Genomic DNA, 20,341 nt, shown 5'->3' with positions numbered 1-20,341 from the left:
TCCTCGAATTACTGGACAGTGATCGCCCGCGGCTTCGACGATTCGCGCTTGCCGACGGTGATCGACAGGCAGCCATTTTCGTACCGCGCCTCGACCCTGTCGGGATCCGCGTTCTGCGGCAGTTCAATGACGCGCCGGAACGCGCCAGCAAACCGCTCCTGTGCATAGGTGCGCGTCTCGCTATCTGGGTCAGGGTTCGCGGACTTGCGTTCGCCGCTGATAGTCAGCAACCCCTTGTCGATTGATACATCGAGCCCGGCGGCATTGACGCCTGGGGCGAACGCGACAATCTCGACCGAATCGTCGGTCGTGCCGATATTGATCTGCGGAAAGGCGCCAAGACGGCTCGCCCGGATACTGGACGGGAAGCCGCCAAACAGACTTGCCATCTGCTGTTGCAGGCGGTCGAACTCGTTGAAGAGGTCGGCGCCAAAGTAGACATCGCTCATGATCGCATCCTCCTTGGTGCAGCCGGAGACGAACGGACCTACGCGCTCCAGTTCGCCTGCCGTGCTGCGGGCAAACAAATCGAAACACGCAGCGCGCAGAATCCGACGATCCGCGCGACTGCCTGAGCGAAATCAAAGATAGGATCTCTGGAAGAAATTTCAAGGGGGCGGCTGGTTGAGGGGGTCTGCAGGCAGGAAAAGATCTATGAGGTTCTAGGGGGCCCGACCAAGCTCGAGGACAAGGTTTGTGCACCGCAACTTGAGGCGCGGTCGCAGTTGTGCTGGGGTCTGCTGCCAGAGCAATCAGCATGACCGTCACGGCGGTAGCGCAGAGGTCGATCTGCACTTTGGCGTGTACGAACGGATGCTTGCCGAAAAACTGGAGGCGAAAGGACCCTTGCGACGCAACGACGAACGTGCCCCGATGCTCTCCGACTATCGAACCCGCCGTGCCGGTTAATTAAAGCGCAGGTGTGCTTACTTTGTTAGGGGTATGGCATCATCTAGAAGGAAATCAAGGGCGTTGGCTTCGCCGTGCATAAGGTGGCTTACCTGCAGGCCGGATTAACGTTGCCCATTGCGGGCACGCCGCGAAGCCCACGTCATGCGTTCACTTGTCACGCGAGTCGAGGAGCATCGCTATGAGCACCTGCAACGAAACGCATCATGCCCATCATGACCATCAGCATGGTCCGAACTGCGGACACACTGCGATCAGGCATGGCGATCACATTGACTATCTGCATGATGGTCACCTGCACCATCCCCATGGCGATCACGTGGACGAGCACCGGCTCGATGTGAGCGCAAAAAATCCGGATCAATGTACTTCCAACTGCGGAGGCCACGAGCCAGGCCATGTTCACGGACCTGGGTGCGGCCATGAAGCGGTGCCCCACGGGGATCACGTCGATTATCTCGTCAACGGCCACCTGCATCACCCGCATGGCGATCACTGTGACGACCACGGTACGGTTGAACTTACCTGACTCTCGATGTAAGGAAATCGATACCCGAAGGCAGGCTATATCTCAGGAGGCACCTGCGCTGCGAACTGCCCTGCCGCCGTGCGGCAAACCGCGAGGGGCGAAAGCGACGACCATGCCATACAACCCGTTCGCGGGCAGCGCCTTTAGAACGTATGCACGATCCCGACCGCAACCGCCAATTGGTTAGCGCCGGTCGCGACCGGCGTGGTCGAACCCGTCGCGCTCAACGCGGACTTCGCGCTATTGATCACGTCGCCGACAAGATAGCGGCGCTCACTGTCGCCCGATGATGCTTCGCTCGTCCCCTGCCGTTGCTCATAGACGAGTGACAAATTGAACCGCCCCTCCCGATAGCGGCCGCCTTGCTCCTGTCGCGCAAGACGGCGCGCACCGAATGTCCCGCGTCCAATAAAAGCGTGCGCCGCCGTCCCCCTACTTGCCCCGTCACGCCTGTCATTGCAAACATGCTCCAGATCTCCGTCGAATACGCCCAATGCCACGCCGGGAATACTTCTCGGCGCGCCAAGGCGCATTTCACGAGAGCATGCATGTCATTTTGTTAACGACTGTTTGGCATGTCTTGCCGCCTTTCGGGCATCCATCCCTTGAAAAGCAGTTTGACAAACTATCTTTAGATATATATCTTACGACACATCTTAAGACACAAATGGAGCGCCCGAGATGCGTCATCACCACCGTTTTTCCCGGTCGCACAACGCGGACGACCGTTTCTACGCTCAGCACGATCATGCTTCGCTGCACGCGCTGTGGCACGCAATCGGCCGCCATCACGAGCACCGCGGCGGCCGCGGCGGACGCTTCGGCGGCGATCCCGGCGGCTTCGGCGGCGACGGCGACGGTTTTCCGCGCGGCCGCAAATTCAGCTCCGACGATCTGCAACTGCTGTTGCTGTCGATGATCGACGCCCAGCCGAGCCACGGCTACGAGCTGATCAAGGCGCTCGAAACCCGCTCGAACGGCTTCTACAGCCCGAGCCCCGGCATGGTCTATCCGGCACTCACGTATCTGGAAGAACTCGGCTATGTGACCGTGCAACTCGAAGGCAATCGCAAGCGCTACGAACTGGCCGAAGCAGGTCGCGAGTATCTGAACGCCAACCGCGACCGTGTCGAGTTGATGCTCGCGAAACTGAGCCATATTGCCCGCAAGATGGATTCCGTGCGCCGCGCTTTTGCCGGCGAGGAACCGGCCGACATCAGCGAAGGCGGCTGGCTGCCGGAGCTGAACGAAGCGCGCCGCGCGCTCAAGCATGCGCTGCTGCGCCGGGACAATGCACCGGCTGCCGAGCAGCGCCGCATCGCCGCGATCCTGATGCGTGCGGCACAGGAAATCGAAGGCAAAAGCGCTAACGACGGCGGCGACCAGACCGTTTGAAATCGTGCTGCACAAGCGCCGCGCGCCATGGCATGCCGTTACGCATACTGGCATCCTCGCGCGCCGATCCAACCAACAGGAGTAGCACCGAATGCAGACAAATGAGTCGAGAAATGAGCCGGCGAATCACAACCGGGCCGATCTTGCGGTCAACCGCGTGCGGCATCCGCTGAAGTTCCGTCTGTTGCAGGTCAAGCGGGTTCACGCGCTGACACCGCATCTGATTCGCGTCACCTTCACCGGCGAGGATCTGTACGACTTCGTCTCCGCTTCGTTTGACGACCACATCAAAGTGTTTTTCCCCGAACCCGGCGCCGACAAACCCGTGATACCGGCCGCCGGCCCGGACGGCCCCGTGTTCCCCGCCGACCAGCCGCGCCCGATCGCGCGAGATTTCACGCCACGCCGCTTCGACCGCGAAGCTCGCGAACTCGACATCGAATTTGCGATGCATGAGGCCGGGCCGGCCGCAACGTGGGCCGCGCAGGCCGAAGTCGGCCAGACCCTCGGCATCGGCGGCCCGCGCGGGTCGCTGGTGATACCGACCGGCTTCGACTGGCATTTTTTGATCGGCGACGACACCGCGCTGCCGGCGATCGCTCGCCGCCTCGAAGAACTGCCTGCCGGCACGCGCGCCGCGGCGGTGATCGAAGTGGCTGACCCGTCGGCGCGCATCGAATTCTCGACGCAAGCCGAGTTGCATATCGTCTGGCGCTATCGCAGCGAGTCGGCGTATCGCGGCGACGCGTTGCTGCAGGCGGTGCGCGAAATCTATCTGCCGGAAGACGGCGAAGGCTACGTGTGGGCGGCCGGCGAATCCGCAACGATGCGTGCGGTGCGCTACCACTTGTGTACTGAACGCGGCGTCGACAAGTCACGCATTCGCGCCGCCAGCTACTGGAAACAGGGGGCCGAAGCGGTTCACGAATCGCTCGACGACTGAGGTTTGTCCGGGCGGATGGCACCGGTGCAGGCTAATACAGTTCATGCAGGCTGATGCCGCCGCCAAAAGACAAAAGCATCACCCTGCTTCACCGCCCATAGCAGCTAACGGATGCTGCTCCCTCTTCCATGGCGAAGCCAAAAACCACCGAACTCTCTCTGAGCGAACTTCGGCCAGGCTAGCCGGCGCCCACCTCCCACGTCGATCCTTATCGATCAGCTGCGCCCTCACCCCCTCGCAGAAATCCCCCTCCTCGATCACCCGCCTGACAATCCCCAACTCCATCCGAAAGCACTCGGCCAGCGTCATCTGACGCCCCCTCAACAACGCCTCCCGAGTAACACACAACATAGTCGGCGAATGCCCGATCATCGCATCATAAGCAGCCTGCAGCCACTGCCGAACCTCCCGCGGCGGCTCGCGGTCCAGATCATGCCGCAACGTCGCGACCATCCGCTCGACACTCGAGCGCCGATCGAAATGCCGCAGAATCAACTGCGTAAACGGTCCCAACGCAGCATGCGGAACAATGTTGCAAGGCGGCTCGAACACCCTTCGCAACGCCGCCAGCAAATCCCCCTCATGCGACATGCGCTGCAAGCGCTCCTCAAACGTGGCAAGCCACTCCGCAGGCACGCATAGATCGGCCAGTTGCAGCCGCAATGCATCAGCCCCGGATAGCGTCACGCCCGTCAGGCCGACATACAACTCGACCTCCGCCGGCATCACACTCAAAAACCGCGTCGCGCCGACGTCAGGCAAGAAACCGATACGCGTCTCCGGCATCGCGATCCGGCTGCGCTCGGTCACGATCCGCAATCGCGCCGCCTGGCCAAGGCCCATGCCGCCGCCCATCGCAATGCCGTCGAGCAAAGCAACCACCGGCTTCGGAAATGTATGCAGCGCGTAATCGAGCCGGTATTCGTCGACGAAAAATGCCAGCCATCGGCTGTCGCCCTGCTTCGCCAGCCGGTAGACCTCGCGCACGTCGCCGCCGGCGCAAAAGCCCTTGGCGCCCGCGCCCTTCAGCACGAGCGCGACGATGCCGTCGTCAGTTCGGCAATGTTCGACCAGTACCGCAAGTTCACGCACCATCGCGTGCGACAACGCATTGAGCGCCGCCGGCCGGTTCAGCGTGATGATCGCCACGCGGTTGACGACGCGAAACAGAATCTCCCGCTCCGCCTCCGTGCTCGCCTCGCTTGCTACGCTCTGCAAGGCGCTCATCGATGCGTCTCCTGCTCCACGTGCTCATCCTGTGTAACCTGCCAGCGCGGTGTGCGCTTCTCCAGGAACGCATTCACGCCTTCGCGCTGATCCGCACCATCGAACAGATCGACAAAACGCTCGCGCTCCACCGCCAGCGCAGCGGTGCGCGGCACGCCGTTACGTCCCTGGTGAATCAACGTCTTGCTGAAGCCGACCGCCTGCGGGCTCAGCGTCGCGACGCGCGCCGCCATCGTCAGCGCGGCCTCGCGCGAGGCGCCCTTGTCCACGACTTCTTCGACCAGGCCGATGCGCAAAGCGGTGGCCGCATCGACGCGTTCGCCAGTCAGAATCATCCGCTTCGCCCAGCCTTCGCCGACCAGCCATGGCAGGGTCTGAGTGCCGCAGCCGCATGGCAGCAAGCCGACCGCGGTTTCGGGCAAGGCCATTAACGCATGCTGTTCGGCAATGCGGATATCGCACGCCAGCGCGCATTCGAGGCCGCCACCCATCGCGTAGCCGTTGATCGCCGCGATCACCACCGCACGCGCATTCTGCAATGCTTCGAAGGCGCTGCCGAAGCGCGTCGCCGCGGTGCGCGCAACCTCGCGATTGCCGTCGGCGAAGGTGTTCAGGTCGGCGCCTGCGCTGAAGAATTTGGGGCCGTCGCCAGTCATCACGATCGCCCGCACGCGCGCCTCGCCGTTCAGGCGTTCGACAGTCGCCTGCAATTGCAGCAAACCGTCCGGCGTAAACGCATTCGCGGGTGGCCGCTTGAGCGTCAGCAGCGCGACGGCGCCGTCGTGCGCGTAGTCGAGTTCGATCATTTCGCGTCCCCGTCTTTGCCGTCGTGACGGTAAAGCTTGATCACCGCCGAAAAGTCCAGGCGTCCCGCGCCTTGGGCGCTCATCGTCTGATAGAGCTGCTGCGCCAGCGCGCCGAGATAGACCGGTTGGCGTGCGAATTTCGCGGCGTCGGTGGCGAGGCCCAGGTCCTTGAGCATCAGATCGGTGCCGAAGCCGCCGGTATAACCGCGCGTCGACGGCGCGGTCTCGATCACGCCGGGCATCGGGTTATACGTGTCCGAACTCCAGCAACGCCCGGTCGAGGTATTGATGATGCCGCCGAGCACTTTCGGGTCGATGCCGAGCGCTTCACCGAGCGACATCGCCTCGGCCACCCCCGCCATCGTGATGCCGAGCACGAGGTTGTTGCAGATCTTCGCGACCTGTCCGGTTCCGGTATCGCCGCAATGAACAATGTTCTTGCCCATCGCCGACAACACCGGTTTGACCTGCTCATACGCGCTCGCGCTACCGCCGACCATGAAGGTCAGCGTGCCCGCCGCCGCGCCGCCGGTGCCGCCCGACACGGGCGCATCGACAAAGGTGTTGCCGTGCTGCGCGGCCAGTTCCGCGAAAGCCTTGACGCTCGCCGGGTCGATGGTGCTCGAATCGACGATCGTCACGCCTTTGGCGATACCGGCGAATACGCCGTCGTCTGCCGTCAGCACGCTGCGCACATGTGCAGCAGCAGGCAACATCGTGATCACACATTCGACGTCGCTCACCGCCGCTTTCGGCGAACCCGCCGCCTTCGCGCCCGCATCGACCAGGGCCTGCAAGGCCTGTGCGTTGAGGTCGAATACGTTGACCGCGTGGCCCGCCTTGAGCAGGTTGTGCGCCATCGGCGCGCCCATGTTGCCGAGTCCGATAAAACCTATTTTCATGGTGTCGTCTCCCATCCCATGCAAAGCGATATTCGCGCGCGCGCCTGGTGCAACGAGCGCGCTCAATGGGCCTTAGCGCAGGCTGATGGTGGTGTTGACGCCGTCGTTGACGGTGTCGTCGTCGAACCAGCGGGCGGTGACGGTCTTGGTCTGCGTGTAGAACTGCACGACCTGTTTGCCGTACGGCCCGAGATCGCCGAGCTTCGAGCCGCGCGACCCGGTAAAGCTGAAGAACGGCACCGGCACCGGAATCGGAATGTTGATGCCGACCTGGCCGACGTCGATCTCGCTCTGGAATTTGCGCGCCGCCGCGCCGCTTTGCGTGAAGAGCCCTACGCCGTTGCCGAACGGATTGCGGTTGACGAGTGCAATCGCGTCATCGAGCGTGGCCGCGCTCAGCACCAGCAGCACCGGGCCGAAGATTTCGGTGCGATAGATTTCCATCTCGGTGGTGACATCGGTGAAAACCGTCGGACCGATGAAGTTGCCCTGTTCATAGCCGCTCACCTTCACGTCGCGGCCGTCGAGCGCGAGCGTCGCGCCTTCCTTAACACCCGCTCCGATCACGCCGAGAATGCGCTGCTTCGCCGCGCGCGAGACCACCGGGCCGATATCCGTATTCGGTTCGTTACCGGCGTTGACCTTCAGCGTTCTGGCCTTCGCCACCAGATCGGGCAACCATTGCTGCGCGGCGCCCACCAGCACGACCACCGAAGTCGCCATGCAGCGCTGCCCCGCCGCGCCGAAGCCCGCGCCGGCCAGTGCATTCAGGGTCTGCTCGCGGTTCGCATCGGGCAGGACAACGGCGTGATTCTTCGCGCCCATCATCGACTGCACGCGCTTGCCATGTTCGCTGCCGAGACGGTAGACGTGCGTGCCGACCGCCGTCGAACCGACGAACGAAATCGCCTTCACCAACTCGTGCGTGCAGAGCGCATCGACCACTTCCTTGCCGCCGTGCACGACATTCAGCACGCCCTTCGGCACGCCGGCTTCGAGCGCCAGTTCGACCAGTTGCATCGTCGACAACGGATCCTGCTCGGACGGTTTCAGCACGAACGTATTGCCGCAGACGATCGCCATCGGAAACATCCACAGCGGGATCATCGCGGGGAAATTGAACGGCGTGATGCCGGCGCACACGCCGATCGGCTGGCGCAGCGTGTACGTATCCACACCGCCCGCCACGTTCTCCGCGAATTCGCCTTGCTGCAAGGTGCCGATCGACGCTGCATGCTCGACCACTTCGAGACCGCGGAAGATGTCGCCTTCGGCATCGGGAATCGTCTTGCCCTGCTCGGCGCTCAAGGTCTTCGCGATGCGCGGCATATGCTCGCGAATCAGCGCCTGGTACTTGAGCATGATGCGCATGCGCGCGCCGATCGGCGTGTCTTTCCACGTCTTGAATGCAGCGTGCGCGGCGCGGATTGCTTCGTTGACTTCATCGGCGGTGGCAAACGGCACGCGTGCGAGCACCTCTTGCGTAGCCGGGTTGACGATATCGCGCCACTCGGTGGTCTTCGATTCGACGAACTCGCCGTTGATCAGCAGTTTGACGGTGGCGATCTGTCGCCCGGCTTGGGTCGAAGCAATTGCGCTCATGCTGGAACTCCTGTGCAGTGGCCGCGCGGCGGCCGGACAGTGACTAGAAACGAAAAGAATCAACGTAGATCCGGAAAATCTTCTTCCCAGTATTCGCCGGGCAGGCGCGCGGGTTCGGCTTCGCGCTCCATTTCACGGCGCCGCAATTCGACGCGGCGAATCTTGCCGGAGATGGTCTTCGGCAGTTCGCTGAATTGCAAACGGCGAATCCGCTTGTACGGCGCAAGTTTTTCGCGCGAGAACGCGAACACGGCGCGGGCGAGTTCGGGTCCGGCCTCGTAACCTTGCCGCACGGTGACGAACGCTTTGGGCACCGACAAACGCAGCGCGTCGGCGCTCGGCACCACGGCCGCTTCGCCGATCGCCTCGTGTTCGATCAGCACGCTTTCGAGTTCGAACGGGCTCAGCCGGTAGTCGGACGATTTGAAAACGTCGTCCGAGCGGCCGACGTAGACGTAGTAGCCATCGTCACGGCGCAGCGCGACATCGGACGTGTGGTAGAAACCGTTGCGCATCGCCTGCGCGGTCGCATTGACGTTGTTCGCGTAGCCGGTCATCAAACCGAGCGGGCGTTCGGCCAGCGGCAAGGCGATTTCGCCTTCGGTCACCGGCTGATCGTCGGCATCGAGGAGTTCGATCCTGTAGCCCGGCAGCGGGCGTCCCGTCGAACCCGGCACCACCGGCTGGCCCGGCGAATTGCCGATCTGGCAGGTGGTTTCGGTCTGGCCGAAGCCGTCGCGGATCGTGATGCCCCACGCGTGCTTCACCCGTTCGATGATCTCCGGATTCAACGGCTCGCCCGCGCCGACAATCTCGCGCAGCTTCACCGGATAGTCGGCGAGATGCTCCTGCACCAGCATGCGCCAGACGGTCGGCGGCGCGCATAGCGTGGTGACGTTGAAGCGCACCAGCACCTCGAGCGTGTCCTTCGGCACGAAGCGCGGGAAGTTGAATACGAATACGCAGGCCTGCGCATTCCACGGCGCGAAGAAGCAGCTCCACGCGTGCTTGGCCCAGCCCGGCGAGCTGATATTCCAATGGATGTCGTTCGGTTGCAGGCCGATCCAGTACATCGTCGACAGATGGCCGACCGGGTAGCTCTGGTGCGTATGCTCGACCAGTTTCGGCTTCGAGGTGGTGCCCGAGGTGAAGTACAGCAGCAGCGGATCGGTGGCGTGCGTGACGCCTTCGGGCGTGAATTGCGGCGATGCCGCATAAGCCGCGGCAAGGTCGATCCAGCCGTCGCGCGGCGTGCCGACCGAGATGCGGGTAAGCGGCACATCCAGTGCATCGAACTTCGCCAGCTCCGCGCTATCGACCACCACGAACGTCGCGCCGCCGATCTGCACGCGGTCGCGCACGTCGTCGGCGGAAAGCTGGGTGGTGGCGGGCAGTACGATCGCGCCGAGCTTCATGGCCGCGAGCATCACGTCCCATAGTTCGACGCGGTTCGGCAGCATCAGCAGCAAACGGTCGCCACGCCCTACGCCGACGCCGCGCAGGAAATTCGCCATGCGCGCCGAGCGCTCCGACATCTGCGCGTACGACAGGCGCAAACCCTCGCTCGCCGGATCGTCGACGATCCACAGCGCCGGATTGTCGTTATTTCGCGCGATCACGTCGAAGTAATCGAGCGCCCAGTTGAACTCGCCCAGTACCGGCCACGCGAATTCGCGGTACGCACGGTCGTAGTCGGTTCGATGGCGCAATAACAGGTCACGCGCGTCGAAAAAACCCTTCGCTGCAGTCATCGTCGTCTCCATGCTGGGGGCGCGGTATGCGCTCCGCTTTTATGTTATCGAGCAGGCTATTTTGCGCTCAAATTGCCCGCGTTTTGATTCAAACATGGCGCGCGATCACCATCCGCTGTACTTCGCTGGTGCCTTCGTAAATCTGCGTGATGCGGGCGTCGCGATAGTGCCGCTCGACCGCATAGTCCTCGAGGTAGCCATAGCCGCCGTGAATCTGGATCGCGTTCGAGCAGATCTCCTCAGCCAGTTCCGACGCGAACAGCTTGGCCTGCGACGCCTCCGACAAGCACGGCTTGCCCGCCGTGCGCAACCGCGCCGCGTGATGCACCAGCAGGCGCGCGGCGTTCAGCCGGGTCGCCATGTCGGCGAGCATATTGGCGATGGTCTGATGATCCTTCAGCGCACGGCCGAACTGGATGCGTTCGTTCGCGTAGCGGCGAGCGGCATCGAACGCGGCCCGCGCGATGCCGACTGCCTGCGCGGCAATGCCGATGCGCCCGCCTTCGAGATTCGACAGCGCGATCCGCAAGCCTTCGCCGGGTTCGCCGAGCAGATTGGCTTCGGGTACCGCGCAGTCGTCGAGCGAGATCGGGCACGTATCGGACGCGCGAATGCCGAGCTTGTGCTCGGACCGGCCGACGTTGAAGCCCGGCGTATCGGTCGGCACGATGAACGCGGACAGGCCGCGCTTGCCGCGCTCGGGATCGGTCACGGCAAACACGATCGCGATGTTGGCGCGCGCGCCGTTGGTGACGAACTGCTTGTTGCCGTTGAGAATCCACTTGCCGTCGCGCAGCACGGCACGGGTGCGCAGATTGTTCGCTTCGGAACCGGCTTGCGGCTCGGTCAGGCAGAACGCGCCGATGCGGCGGCCGGTGGCGAGGTCTTGCAGATAGCGGTCTTTCTGCGCGTCGGTGCCGAAGTTCAGAATCGGCCCGCAGCCGACCGAGTTATGCACGCTCATCAGCGTCGCGCATGCGGCGCAACCGGCGGCGATCTCTTCGAGCGCGAGCGCATACGCCACGTAGTCGGTATACGTGCCGCCCCATTCGGACGGCACGATCATGCCGAGAAAACCGAGCTCGCCCATCTGCGCGACGACCTGCGCGGGCAGCTTCGCGTCCCGGTCCCACTGCGCGGCGTTCGGCGCGAGGCGCTCGGAGGCGAAGTCGCGGGCGGCGTCGCGGATCATCCGTTGTTCGTCGGTGTAGAAGCTGTCCATCTGGCTCGATCCTGTTTTTTGCGTCTGGCCGCGGCCTCGAAGTGGCCTCCGGCTCGCGAACGGTTGAGGCAAGTGTAGGGAAGCGGCCGGACAGGTTCGATGCTCAGCCCGATCATTCTGGCTGAGCGCATTTACCATACTGATATCATGCAAACGCGATTCGAGCCGCATTTTCAAAGGCTTAGCGAATCGCCACAAGGAAAATGCTGAGCGCATTTACCAGACTTGCCGGACACGCCGGACACTCATGAAAAACGATAAAGGCACGATTTCAGTGAGCCTCGTCGAGGAAACCCTGGCGCTCGCGCGAGCGCGCGGGCTCGATGCGTTGCCGCTCGCCGAAGCCGCCGGCATCGCCGCGCCGATGCTCGCGTCGCCAAAGAGCCGGGTGTCGTCGGCGCAATACGGCGCGCTATGGGCCGGCATCGCCCGCGCGCTCGACGATGAATTCTTCGGCCAGGACTCGCATCCGATGAAGAGCGGCAGCTTCATCGCGATGACGCAAACGGCGCTGACCGCGCGCAGCGGCGCGCAGGCTCTCGCGCGCGCGGTCGGCTTCATGCGGCTGGTGCTGGACGACCTCGGCGCGCAGATCGAAACCGACGCGCAGCGCGTGCGGCTCAGATTCGTGGAACGCGAAGGCGCGCCGCCACCCGCGATGTTCGCCTACGCGACCTACTTCATCCTCGTCTACGGCCTATTGTGCTGGCTGGTCGGGCGGCGCATTCCGCTACTCGAAGCGCGCTTTCGCTGCGCGGCGCCACCCGCCGCGCATGAATACCGCTTGATGTTCTGCGACGACATGACGTTCGATCAGCCCGACTCCTACGTGGATCTGTCGCCGGCGTTTCTCGATCTGCCGGTGATCCAGACGGCGAAATCGGTGAGGCCGTTCCTGCGCGATGCGCCCGGCAGCTTCATCGTCAAGTATCGCAACCCCGGCTCGCTCGCCGCGCGCGTACGCAAGATGCTGCGCGCGCTGCCGATGGCCGCCTGGCCCGCCGCCGATCGGATGGCACAGCGCCTGAACGTCGCCGAGGCGACCATGCGGCGGCGTCTGAAGCAGGAAGGCTATACGTATCAGTCGATCAAGGACGACTTGCGGCGCGACATCGCAATCGGCGAATTGCAGGATACCGACCGCACCATCGCCGACATCGCCACCGCCGTCGGTTTTGCCGAGCCAAGCGCGTTTCATCGCGCGTTTCGCAAGTGGACCGGCATGCGGCCGACCGATTACCGGCCGGCGCGCGCCGACCTCACGCGGGACGTGGAATCGGACTAAGCTGTTAGGAGCAGGCCAGCCTTTTTTGGGGTTGCGGCCCGCGCCGCTCGATACCCGTCGGTGTGGCGTGACGGCCGTCAGCGATGAGCACGTATCCACGTCTCCCGTTCCGGCAGTCTGGTCCGCGCCGTCCGCTTATCCATGGCGGAATCGTGGGCCGGTTGATGCGCGGCATGACCGCGCTTGGCGTACTGTTGGCGTTTGCGGCAGCGCCGCCCATTGGCCCCTCGTCGCTTCAGGCCGCCGCCGCGCCCAACGGCGTCATCGTGATTCCCGTGAGCGGCGCGATCGGTCCGGCCAGCGCCGACTTCATCGTGCGCAGCCTGCAGCGCGCCGCCGACGAGCGCGCCCAGCTCGCCGTGCTGCAACTCGATACGCCCGGCGGGTTGGATACGTCGATGCGGCAGATCATCAAGGCGATTCTCGGCTCGCCGGTGCCGGTTGCGACCTTCATCGGCCCAAGCGGCGCGCGGGCGGCGAGCGCCGGCACCTACATCGTGTACGCCAGCCACATCGCGGCGATGGCGCCGGGCACCAATCTCGGCGCGGCGACGCCCGTGCAAATGGGCATCGGCGGCGCGGAGCCCCCTGCCGGGGCACCGGGAACACCCGGAATGCCCGGCACGCCGAAACCCGAGCGCGCGACGCCGGCCTCGGCCACTGCGGCCAGCGCAGCCAGTGCTGCCAGCGAGGCCGCCGCAACCAGCGCAGCGAGCGGCACACTGCCGCTCGACACCCAATCGACCGAACTGCGCAAGCAGGTCCACGACGCCGCCGCCTACATCCGCGGCCTCGCGCAAATGCGCGGGCGCAACACCGAGTGGGCCGAGCGCGCGGTGCGCGAAGCGGTCAGCCTGTCGGCGAGCGATGCGCTCGCGCTGCACGTCGTCGATCTGAACGCGCGCGACGTGCCCGATCTGCTGCGTCAGCTCGATGGCCGCTCGGTCGACACGATCCGCGGCAGCGTCAAACTCCACACTGCCGGCGCGCCGGTCGTCACGCTCGAAGCCGATTGGCGCAGCCATTTCTTCGCGGTCATCACCGACCCGAACGTCGCGCTGCTTCTGCTGATGCTCGGCATGTACGGCCTGTTCTTCGAGTTCGCCAATCCGGGCTTCGTGCTGCCGGGCGTGGTCGGCGCGATCAGTCTGCTGATCGGGCTCTTCGCGATGCAGATGCTGCCGATCAACTACGTCGGCCTCAGCCTGATCTTTCTCGGCACCGCGTTCCTGATCGCCGAGGCGTTTTTGCCGACCTTCGGCTCGCTCGGCTTCGGCGGCGTGGTCGCGTTCGTGATCGGCGCGCTGATGCTGATCGATACCGATGTGCCCGGCTACGGCATTCCGTTGCCGATGATCGCCGCCATCACCGTGTTCAGCGTCGTGTTCGTGTTCGCGGTGTCGAGCGTCGCATTGCGCGCCAGACGCCGGCCCGTGGTGACCGGCTCGGAAGCAATTGTCGGCAGTCTCGGCATCGTGCTCGACGGCGGCCTGCTGCCGGACGGCGGGACGGTAGCAGGCTGGGCGCGGGTGCACGGCGAACGCTGGCGGGTGTCCAGCACGGCGCCGCTCGCGGCGGGCCATGCGGTGCGCGTCACCGCGCGGCACGGCCTGACGCTGACCGTCGAGCCCGCGGAAGCAATACAACAAGGAGAACGCTCATGATCGGTTTCACATTTGGCTTCAGCAGCATTCTGATTTTGCTGGTGGCCGTGCTACTCGCATCGGCGATACGGATTTTCAGGGAATACGAACGCGGCGTCGTCTTCATGCTCGGGCGCTTCTGGAAGGTCAAGGGGCCGGGCCTCGTGCTGATCATTCCGGTCGTGCAACAGGCAGTGCGGATGGATCTGCGCACCGTCGTGTTCGACGTGCCGCCGCAAGACGTGATTACGCGCGACAACGTTTCGGTGAAGGTCAACGCGGTGGTGTATTTCCGCGTGGTCGATCCGGAGAAGGCGGTGATCCAGGTGGCGCGTTACTTCGAAGCAACCAGCCAGTTGTCGCAAACCACGCTGCGCGCGGTGCTCGGCAAGCACGAGCTCGACGAACTGCTGGCGGAGCGCGAGCAGTTGAACGCCGACATCCAGAAAGTGCTCGACGCACAGACCGACGCTTGGGGCATCAAGGTGTCGATCGTCGAGATCAAGCACGTGGACATCAACGAAACGATGATCCGGGCGATCGCGCGTCAGGCCGAAGCCGAGCGCGAGCGCCGCGCCAAGGTGATTCACGCGGAAGGCGAATTGCAGGCTTCGCAGCATCTGCTGGAAGCGGCGCAGACCCTCGCGAGGCAACCGCAGGCGATGCAGTTGCGCTATCTGCAAACCCTCACGACGATTGCCGCCGACAAGAATTCGACCATCGTGTTTCCGCTGCCGATCGATCTGCTGAGCGCGGTGCTGGATCGCTTCAGCAAGCCGCCGCCAGCGTGAGCCGCGGGTCGCTTTGGATCGCCGGATGAAATGGTGCATTGCCTTTCTTCGCCTTACTCGAAAGGCAGCTGAAAACTAAAATACAGGAGTCGTGTTTAACCGCTCCACGGGAGCTAGCCATGAAAATCGTTTCTCGAATTGGACTCGGCGCGCTGCTTGCCGCCGTGTGTATGAGCACCGCGTTCGCGCAGACGTCGGCGCGGCCTTACGACCCGTCGGCGCCGAAAACGCGTGCCGAAGTGAAAGCCGATCTGGCCGCCTGGCGCGCCGCCGGCTACGATCCGCTCGACTGGATCGACTACCCGGACAATGCGCTGCGTGCGGGCCGCATCGTCGCCGCGCGGCGGGCGCAGGAATCGGGTGGGAACGTGACGCAGTAGTCGACCACGCGTCTACCACCAGTACAACTACCCCAAGGAGATGCGCGAAGCATGGCGCCGCCTTGGCGACTACCTCTAAACGCTCTGCACGATGCCGACCGATACGATCGGCATCGAAGCGCAGCTGCTCGCAACGTGTTCGAGCACCGGCCGTTTCGCGCCGGAACAACGTCAATTCGCTTGCCGCCCCGCCCCGTACGCTGGCAAGGTATCATCTCGCCCCTTTCACCCCGCAGCCGGAGTCCGAACGATGCCAATCTGGGTAGACGCCGACGCCTGTCCGGTCGTGATCAAGGAGATGCTCTACCGGGCGGCGCGCCGCACCGGCATGACACTCACGCTGGTCGCCAACTCGTTTCTGCGCGTGCCGCCGTCGCCGCTGATCCGCGCGATCCAGGTGCCGGCCGGTTTCGATGCCGCCGACGATCTGATCGCCGAGCGCGTCGCCGCCGGCGATCTCGTGATCACCGCGGATATTCCGCTTGCCGCCGCCGTGCTCGCCAAAAACGCGCAGGCGCTCGACCCGCGCGGCAACTGGTACACGCCCGGCACAATCGAAGAACGGCTGCGCATGCGCTCGATGCTCGACCAGCTGCGCGGCAGCGGCGTCGATACCGGCGGGCCGGCTGCGTTCAGCCCGCGCGACAGCAAAAGCTTCGCGGGTGAGCTGGATCGCTGGCTGGCGCGGCAACCCATCACACGCCCCAACAAGAAACGCTTTTGAAACGACGAGAGACCCGCCTCATGGACTCCATAAAACGCTACTTCGGCCTCGATGCCGCCGGCACCAACCTGCGCACCGAAGTGCTCGCCGGGCTGACCACTTTCCTGACGATGGCCTACATCATCTTCGTCAACCCGGCGATTCTCGGCGACGCCGGCATGCCGAAAGACGCAGTGTTCGTCGCGACCTGCATCGTGGCCGCACTGGCCTCGCTGATCATGGGCCTCTACGCGAACTATCCGATCGCGCTCGCGCCCGGCATGGGCCTGAACGCGTACTTTGCGTACACGGTGGTCAAGGGCATGGGTTTCACCTGGCAGGCCGCGCTCGGCGCGGTGTTCATCTCCGGGTGTCTGTTCATGATCGTCACGCTGATTCGCGTGCGCGAAGTGATCGTCAACGGGATTCCGCATTCGATCCGCATTGCGATCACCGGCGGCATCGGGCTCTTTCTGGCGATCATTTCGCTGAAGTCGGCCGGCGTGGTGGTCGGCAATCCGGCCACGCTCGTCGCGCTCGGCGATCTGCACAACCCGCATGTGATTCTTGCCGTAGTCGGCTTCTTCGCGATCGTCACGCTCGACTATCTGCGGGTGCGCGGCGCGATCCTGATCGGCATCGTCGGGGTGACGGTGCTGAGCTTTTTCTTCGGCGGCAATCAGTTTCACGGCATCGTCTCGGCGCCGCCGTCGATCGCGCCGACGCTGTTCCAGCTCGACATTCGCGGCGCACTGTCCACCGGCGTGCTGAACGTGATCCTCGTGTTCTTCCTCGTCGAACTGTTCGACGCGACCGGCACGCTGATGGGCGTGGCCAACCGCGCCGGCTTGCTGGTCGCAGGCAAGATGCACCGGCTCAATCGCGCGCTGCTCGCCGACAGCACGGCGATTCTGGCCGGCTCGATGCTCGGCACCTCGTCGACCACGGCGTACATCGAAAGCGCGTCGGGCGTGCAGGCAGGCGGCCGCACCGGCGTGACGGCGATCACCGTGGCCGTGCTGTTTCTCGCGGCGCTGTTTTTCGCGCCGCTGGCAAGCGTGGTGCCCGGCTATGCGACGGCGCCGGCGCTGCTGTATGTGTCGTGTCTGATGCTGCGCGAAATGCTCGATCTGCCGTGGGACGACGCCACCGAAGTCGTGCCGGCCGCGCTGACCGCGCTGCTGATGCCGTTCACCTACTCGATCGCCAATGGCGTCGCATTCGGTTTTATTTCGTATGCCGGGCTGAAACTGCTGACCGGGCAGGCGCGTAAGGTCAAGCTGGTGGTGTGGGTGATCGCGGCGATTTTCCTGTTCCGCTATTTCTACCTCGGCAGCGAGTGAACGCGGCGGCGCGCTGAGGCGCAGAGTGGTTAACCCCGGTCGGTCAGGTCTGGATCGATGCTTGCCGCTCTGGTCCGGCGCGCTTTGTCATCGTCATCGGATGATTGAGCGCGCGGTGACCCTCGCGTGCGCCGATTAAGGATCGGACGCTGCGATGGATGGCGCGTCTTCCCTCAGTTGCGCCAGTTTGCTTCGTAGAAACGCACGTAGCCGCTGCGGAGTATCAGGCATTGCGCCCTCGTCTCCGACAGCAAACGCCTGGTGGCCGCCTCGATGCGGGCCCGGTGCGCGTCGAATGCGCCGATCATGTCCTCGATGCGCGGCGATGCGGCGCCGAAATGGTCCTCAAGCGCCTCGGCCGTGATCGTGCATTCGACCCTCTCTCCATCAACCATTGCCGGGAACGCCAAGGTAAGTTCGCGCCCTGAATACTCAGGGGATTCGTTCGGAAATACGATCTGCATGGAGTTCACCTAAACGGGGTTGGCGCGGCGCATGAGTTGGGTGCTGCGCGCGCTAGTCTGATGGAGTCGCGCTTCTAGCTTCCTTTCCCTCCTTTTTGAATGCCGATGGCGCGGGCTTGTCACCCCTTTGGGTCATTGGCGCAGTTCGCGCCTCGCGAGGTGATTTGATTTACTTTAGACGAGTTGCAGCGTGGCGCAAGTTTTTCCTTACGCGCGCCGAACGGCGCTTCTTAACGGCGCACTCCCGATCTGGTTGCCTGGTTTTTTCCCGCGCTGCGCTGTCCTCGCTTCGTCCTGTAATATTGGTATTCGGCCGTCGCGCTTATGGTGCACTGCGGAACGACAGCGGCGGGCAACGTACCCGCTGTGTCCGTATTACCGGAGACATGCTTTGATCCATCGTCCTGCCACGCCGGCCATCATCGGTCGGCCTGATGTCATCGCGCAAGCTCATGCGCGCTCGCTGCAAGTCGGCCTGCGTGCGTCGGAAACGCCGGACTTTCATCCGCTGCGCCAGTCCGCGCTGCGTGAGCTCGTCGATCGGAGCCAGTCGCTCTATATCCACGCTCTCCCTGTCATGGAAACGCTCCACGCGCAGATCGTCGATACCCAAAGCATGGTGCTTCTCACCGACAATCGCGGGGTCATCCTGCATAGTCTCGGCGATAGCGACTTCGTCGAAAAGGCCAATCGTGTCGCGCTATGTCCCGGCGTTTCGTGGGCCGAGGCGGATCGCGGGACGAACGCAATCGGCACGGCACTCATCGGCGGGCAGCCGACCGTCGTGCATGCGGATGAACACTTTCTGCACGCCAACCGGATTCTTACCTGCTCGTGCGCGCCGATTGCGGACCCGTTCGGGCGCACCATCGGCGCGCTCGATGTGAGCGGCGATACGCGCGGTTTTCACAAGCACACGCTGGCGCTCGTGCGGATGTCGGCGCAGATGATCGAAAATCATCTGTTCTCCAATCAATTCGCCGAGTCGATCCGCATCCACTTTCATGCGCGCGCGGAATTCATCGGCACGCTGTTCGAAGGGCTTGCGGCGTTCGCGCCGGACGGCACGTTTCTGTCGGCAAATCGCAGTGCCCTGTTTCAATTCGGCCAGCCGCTCGCCAATCTGCAAAGGCAACCGTTTGACGCGCTGTTCGGCATCGCATTCGCCTCGCTGCTGCAACAGACAACCCGCGCACCGAGCGAGAACATCGTGCTGACGCTGCCGAGCGGCGTGCGCGTGGTGGTGCGCGGCGAATATACCGCGCCGCGCTACGTCGGGCCGGTAGACGGCTTCGCCGCTTCAGCGCGGATAGCGGCCGCGGGCGAAACGCGATCCAGCGTGCGTTCGTGCGAACCGGCGCCCCTCGCCACGCTCGAAACGCTCGACACCGGCGACGCACAAGTCAGCGCGATCCTGCGGCGGGTCGCGAAGCTGCGCGGTCGCGATATCCCGATTCTGGTGCTCGGCAAAACCGGTACGGGCAAGGAATGGCTCGCCCGCGCGATCCATCACGATTCGCCGCGCCGGGCGGCGCCCTTTGTCGCGCTGAACTGCGCGTCGTTGCCGGACACGCTGATCGAAGCGGAGTTGTTCGGCTACGAAGACGGCGCGTTCACCGGTGCAAAAAAACGCGGCAGCGTCGGCAAGATCGTGCAGGCGGACGGCGGCACGCTGTTTCTCGACGAAATCGGCGATATGCCGCTCGCGCAACAAGTGCGGCTGATGCGCGTGCTGCAGGAGCGTACCGTTGTGCCGCTCGGCGGCACGAGGGCGATTCCGGTCGATCTGCGCATTGTCTGCGCGACCCACCGGAACCTGCGCGCGATGATCGAAGCCGGCACTTTCCGCGAAGACCTGTATTACCGGATCAACGGACTCGTCGTGACCTTGCCGGCGCTGCGCGATCGCACCGATCTGGCGGCCCTCGTCACGCGCATGCTGGAATTGCAGCCCGACAACGAGCGCTTGCCGCGACGCGTGTCCGAGGCCGTGCTCGAACGCTTTGCGCACTGCCGCTGGCCGGGCAATCTGCGGCAACTGGCGAACGTGCTGCGCACCGCAAGCATCATGGCCGAAGGCGCGCCGCAGATCGAACTCGAAGATTTGCCGGACGACTTCCTGCAGGATTGCATCGATGCCGCGTCTGACATCATTGCGAAGCCGCTCGCATCGGTTTCGTGCAGTGAAAACGGCAATGACAATGGCGTGCATGCCGCGGCGGCGCCGGTCGCGGCCTCGCCCGCTCGCATGGAAGACTGGCAGACGACGTTAATCGCCCAGACGCTCGCGCGGCTCGACGGCAATGTATCGGCGGCGGCCCGAGAGCTTGGGCTCGCGCGCAATACGGTGTACCGGTATTTGCGGCGCGGCATCACGCACTGAGCCCGCAACGGCGATGCTGTGTAAATGGAATAGACGCGCGGCGGGCACCGGGTGAGCGTCCTG

At 64.1% G+C, this 20,341-nt stretch carries 19 protein-coding genes; 9 read left to right on the top strand and 10 right to left on the bottom strand.

What is annotated here, in order from left to right; all coding sequences use genetic code 11:
* Positions 1-8: 8 nt before the first annotated feature.
* The 3 genes from SB772_RS21385 to SB772_RS21375 all read right to left on the bottom strand — a co-directional run bounded on the left by SB772_RS21385 (position 9) and on the right by SB772_RS21375 (position 1,770).
* Positions 9-449, bottom strand: coding sequence for an Hsp20/alpha crystallin family protein (locus SB772_RS21385; RefSeq protein ID WP_410835202.1), 441 nt, complete (start codon positions 447-449; stop codon positions 9-11).
* A gap of 617 nt (positions 450-1,066) precedes the next feature.
* Positions 1,067-1,417 carry a hypothetical protein gene (locus SB772_RS21380; protein WP_410835201.1) on the bottom strand — a complete coding sequence of 117 codons (351 nt, stop codon included), beginning with the start codon at positions 1,415-1,417 and terminating at the stop codon, positions 1,067-1,069.
* Positions 1,418-1,581: 164 nt separating this feature from the next.
* A complete protein-coding gene (locus SB772_RS21375; RefSeq protein WP_410835200.1) occupies positions 1,582-1,770 on the bottom strand; it encodes a hypothetical protein in 189 nt (62 codons plus the stop codon).
* Positions 1,771-2,119: 349 nt separating this feature from the next.
* Here SB772_RS21375 and SB772_RS21370 point away from each other — a divergent pair, with 349 nt between their 5' ends.
* Together SB772_RS21370 and SB772_RS21365 are read left to right on the top strand one after the other, a co-directional pair.
* The gene (locus SB772_RS21370) at positions 2,120-2,833 is read left to right on the top strand and encodes a PadR family transcriptional regulator (protein WP_410835199.1); all 714 of its coding nucleotides are present in this window, start codon (positions 2,120-2,122) and stop codon (positions 2,831-2,833) included.
* Positions 2,834-2,924: 91 nt separating this feature from the next.
* Complete coding sequence (locus tag SB772_RS21365) at positions 2,925-3,776, top strand: siderophore-interacting protein (RefSeq protein WP_410835198.1); 852 nt, start codon at positions 2,925-2,927, stop codon at positions 3,774-3,776.
* A 78-nt stretch (positions 3,777-3,854) separates the two neighbouring features.
* Here SB772_RS21365 and SB772_RS21360 read toward each other — a convergent pair whose 3' ends face one another.
* From SB772_RS21360 to SB772_RS21335, 6 genes are all read right to left on the bottom strand, one after another.
* Positions 3,855-5,003 carry an enoyl-CoA hydratase/isomerase family protein gene (locus SB772_RS21360; protein ID WP_410835197.1) on the bottom strand — a complete coding sequence of 383 codons (1,149 nt, stop codon included), beginning with the start codon at positions 5,001-5,003 and terminating at the stop codon, positions 3,855-3,857.
* On the bottom strand, positions 5,000-5,809 hold the full coding sequence (locus SB772_RS21355; protein ID WP_410835196.1) for an enoyl-CoA hydratase: 810 nt from the start codon (positions 5,807-5,809) through the stop codon (positions 5,000-5,002). The genes SB772_RS21360 and SB772_RS21355 overlap by 4 nt, the downstream gene beginning before the upstream one ends.
* The gene (gene mmsB, locus SB772_RS21350) at positions 5,806-6,711 is read right to left on the bottom strand and encodes a 3-hydroxyisobutyrate dehydrogenase (RefSeq protein ID WP_410835195.1); all 906 of its coding nucleotides are present in this window, start codon (positions 6,709-6,711) and stop codon (positions 5,806-5,808) included. Before mmsB ends, SB772_RS21355 begins: the two co-directional genes overlap by 4 nt.
* A gap of 72 nt (positions 6,712-6,783) precedes the next feature.
* Positions 6,784-8,313 (bottom strand): CoA-acylating methylmalonate-semialdehyde dehydrogenase, encoded by a 1,530-nt coding sequence (locus tag SB772_RS21345; protein WP_410835194.1) that lies wholly within the window; start codon positions 8,311-8,313, stop codon positions 6,784-6,786.
* A 59-nt stretch (positions 8,314-8,372) separates the two neighbouring features.
* On the bottom strand, positions 8,373-10,064 hold the full coding sequence (locus SB772_RS21340; RefSeq protein WP_410835193.1) for an AMP-binding protein: 1,692 nt from the start codon (positions 10,062-10,064) through the stop codon (positions 8,373-8,375).
* 88 nt (positions 10,065-10,152) lie between these two features.
* Positions 10,153-11,286, bottom strand: a complete 1,134-nt coding sequence (locus SB772_RS21335; protein ID WP_410835192.1) for an acyl-CoA dehydrogenase family protein — start codon at positions 11,284-11,286, stop codon at positions 10,153-10,155.
* A gap of 247 nt (positions 11,287-11,533) precedes the next feature.
* Between SB772_RS21335 and SB772_RS21330 the strand changes: the two genes are divergently transcribed.
* The 6 genes from SB772_RS21330 to SB772_RS21305 all read left to right on the top strand — a co-directional run bounded on the left by SB772_RS21330 (position 11,534) and on the right by SB772_RS21305 (position 17,431).
* Positions 11,534-12,571, top strand: coding sequence for an AraC family transcriptional regulator (locus SB772_RS21330; RefSeq protein WP_410835191.1), 1,038 nt, complete (start codon positions 11,534-11,536; stop codon positions 12,569-12,571).
* 83 nt (positions 12,572-12,654) lie between these two features.
* Complete coding sequence (locus SB772_RS21325; RefSeq protein ID WP_410835190.1) at positions 12,655-14,235, top strand: NfeD family protein; 1,581 nt, start codon at positions 12,655-12,657, stop codon at positions 14,233-14,235.
* Positions 14,232-15,005 carry a slipin family protein gene (locus SB772_RS21320; protein WP_410835189.1) on the top strand — a complete coding sequence of 258 codons (774 nt, stop codon included), beginning with the start codon at positions 14,232-14,234 and terminating at the stop codon, positions 15,003-15,005. Before SB772_RS21325 ends, SB772_RS21320 begins: the two co-directional genes overlap by 4 nt.
* Positions 15,006-15,124: 119 nt before the next feature.
* Positions 15,125-15,385 carry a DUF4148 domain-containing protein gene (locus tag SB772_RS21315; RefSeq protein ID WP_410835188.1) on the top strand — a complete coding sequence of 87 codons (261 nt, stop codon included), beginning with the start codon at positions 15,125-15,127 and terminating at the stop codon, positions 15,383-15,385.
* 250 nt (positions 15,386-15,635) lie between these two features.
* Complete coding sequence (locus tag SB772_RS21310; protein WP_410835187.1) at positions 15,636-16,109, top strand: YaiI/YqxD family protein; 474 nt, start codon at positions 15,636-15,638, stop codon at positions 16,107-16,109.
* A gap of 20 nt (positions 16,110-16,129) precedes the next feature.
* Positions 16,130-17,431 (top strand): NCS2 family permease, encoded by a 1,302-nt coding sequence (locus tag SB772_RS21305; protein ID WP_410835186.1) that lies wholly within the window; start codon positions 16,130-16,132, stop codon positions 17,429-17,431.
* 173 nt (positions 17,432-17,604) lie between these two features.
* Here SB772_RS21305 and SB772_RS21300 read toward each other — a convergent pair whose 3' ends face one another.
* Positions 17,605-17,895: a DUF1488 domain-containing protein gene (locus SB772_RS21300; RefSeq protein WP_410835185.1), complete on the bottom strand. Its 291-nt coding sequence runs from the start codon at positions 17,893-17,895 to the stop codon at positions 17,605-17,607.
* A gap of 391 nt (positions 17,896-18,286) precedes the next feature.
* Between SB772_RS21300 and SB772_RS21295 the strand changes: the two genes are divergently transcribed.
* Positions 18,287-20,278: a sigma-54-dependent Fis family transcriptional regulator gene (locus SB772_RS21295; RefSeq protein WP_410835184.1), complete on the top strand. Its 1,992-nt coding sequence runs from the start codon at positions 18,287-18,289 to the stop codon at positions 20,276-20,278.
* Positions 20,279-20,341: the final 63 nt, after the last annotated feature.

The sequence above is a fragment of the Paraburkholderia sp. SIMBA_030 genome (assembly GCF_046535245.1).
Taxonomy (GTDB): Bacteria; Pseudomonadota; Gammaproteobacteria; order Burkholderiales; family Burkholderiaceae; genus Paraburkholderia.
Note: the sequence above shows the minus strand (reverse complement) of the source record. Positions and strands in the feature narration are given on the sequence as shown.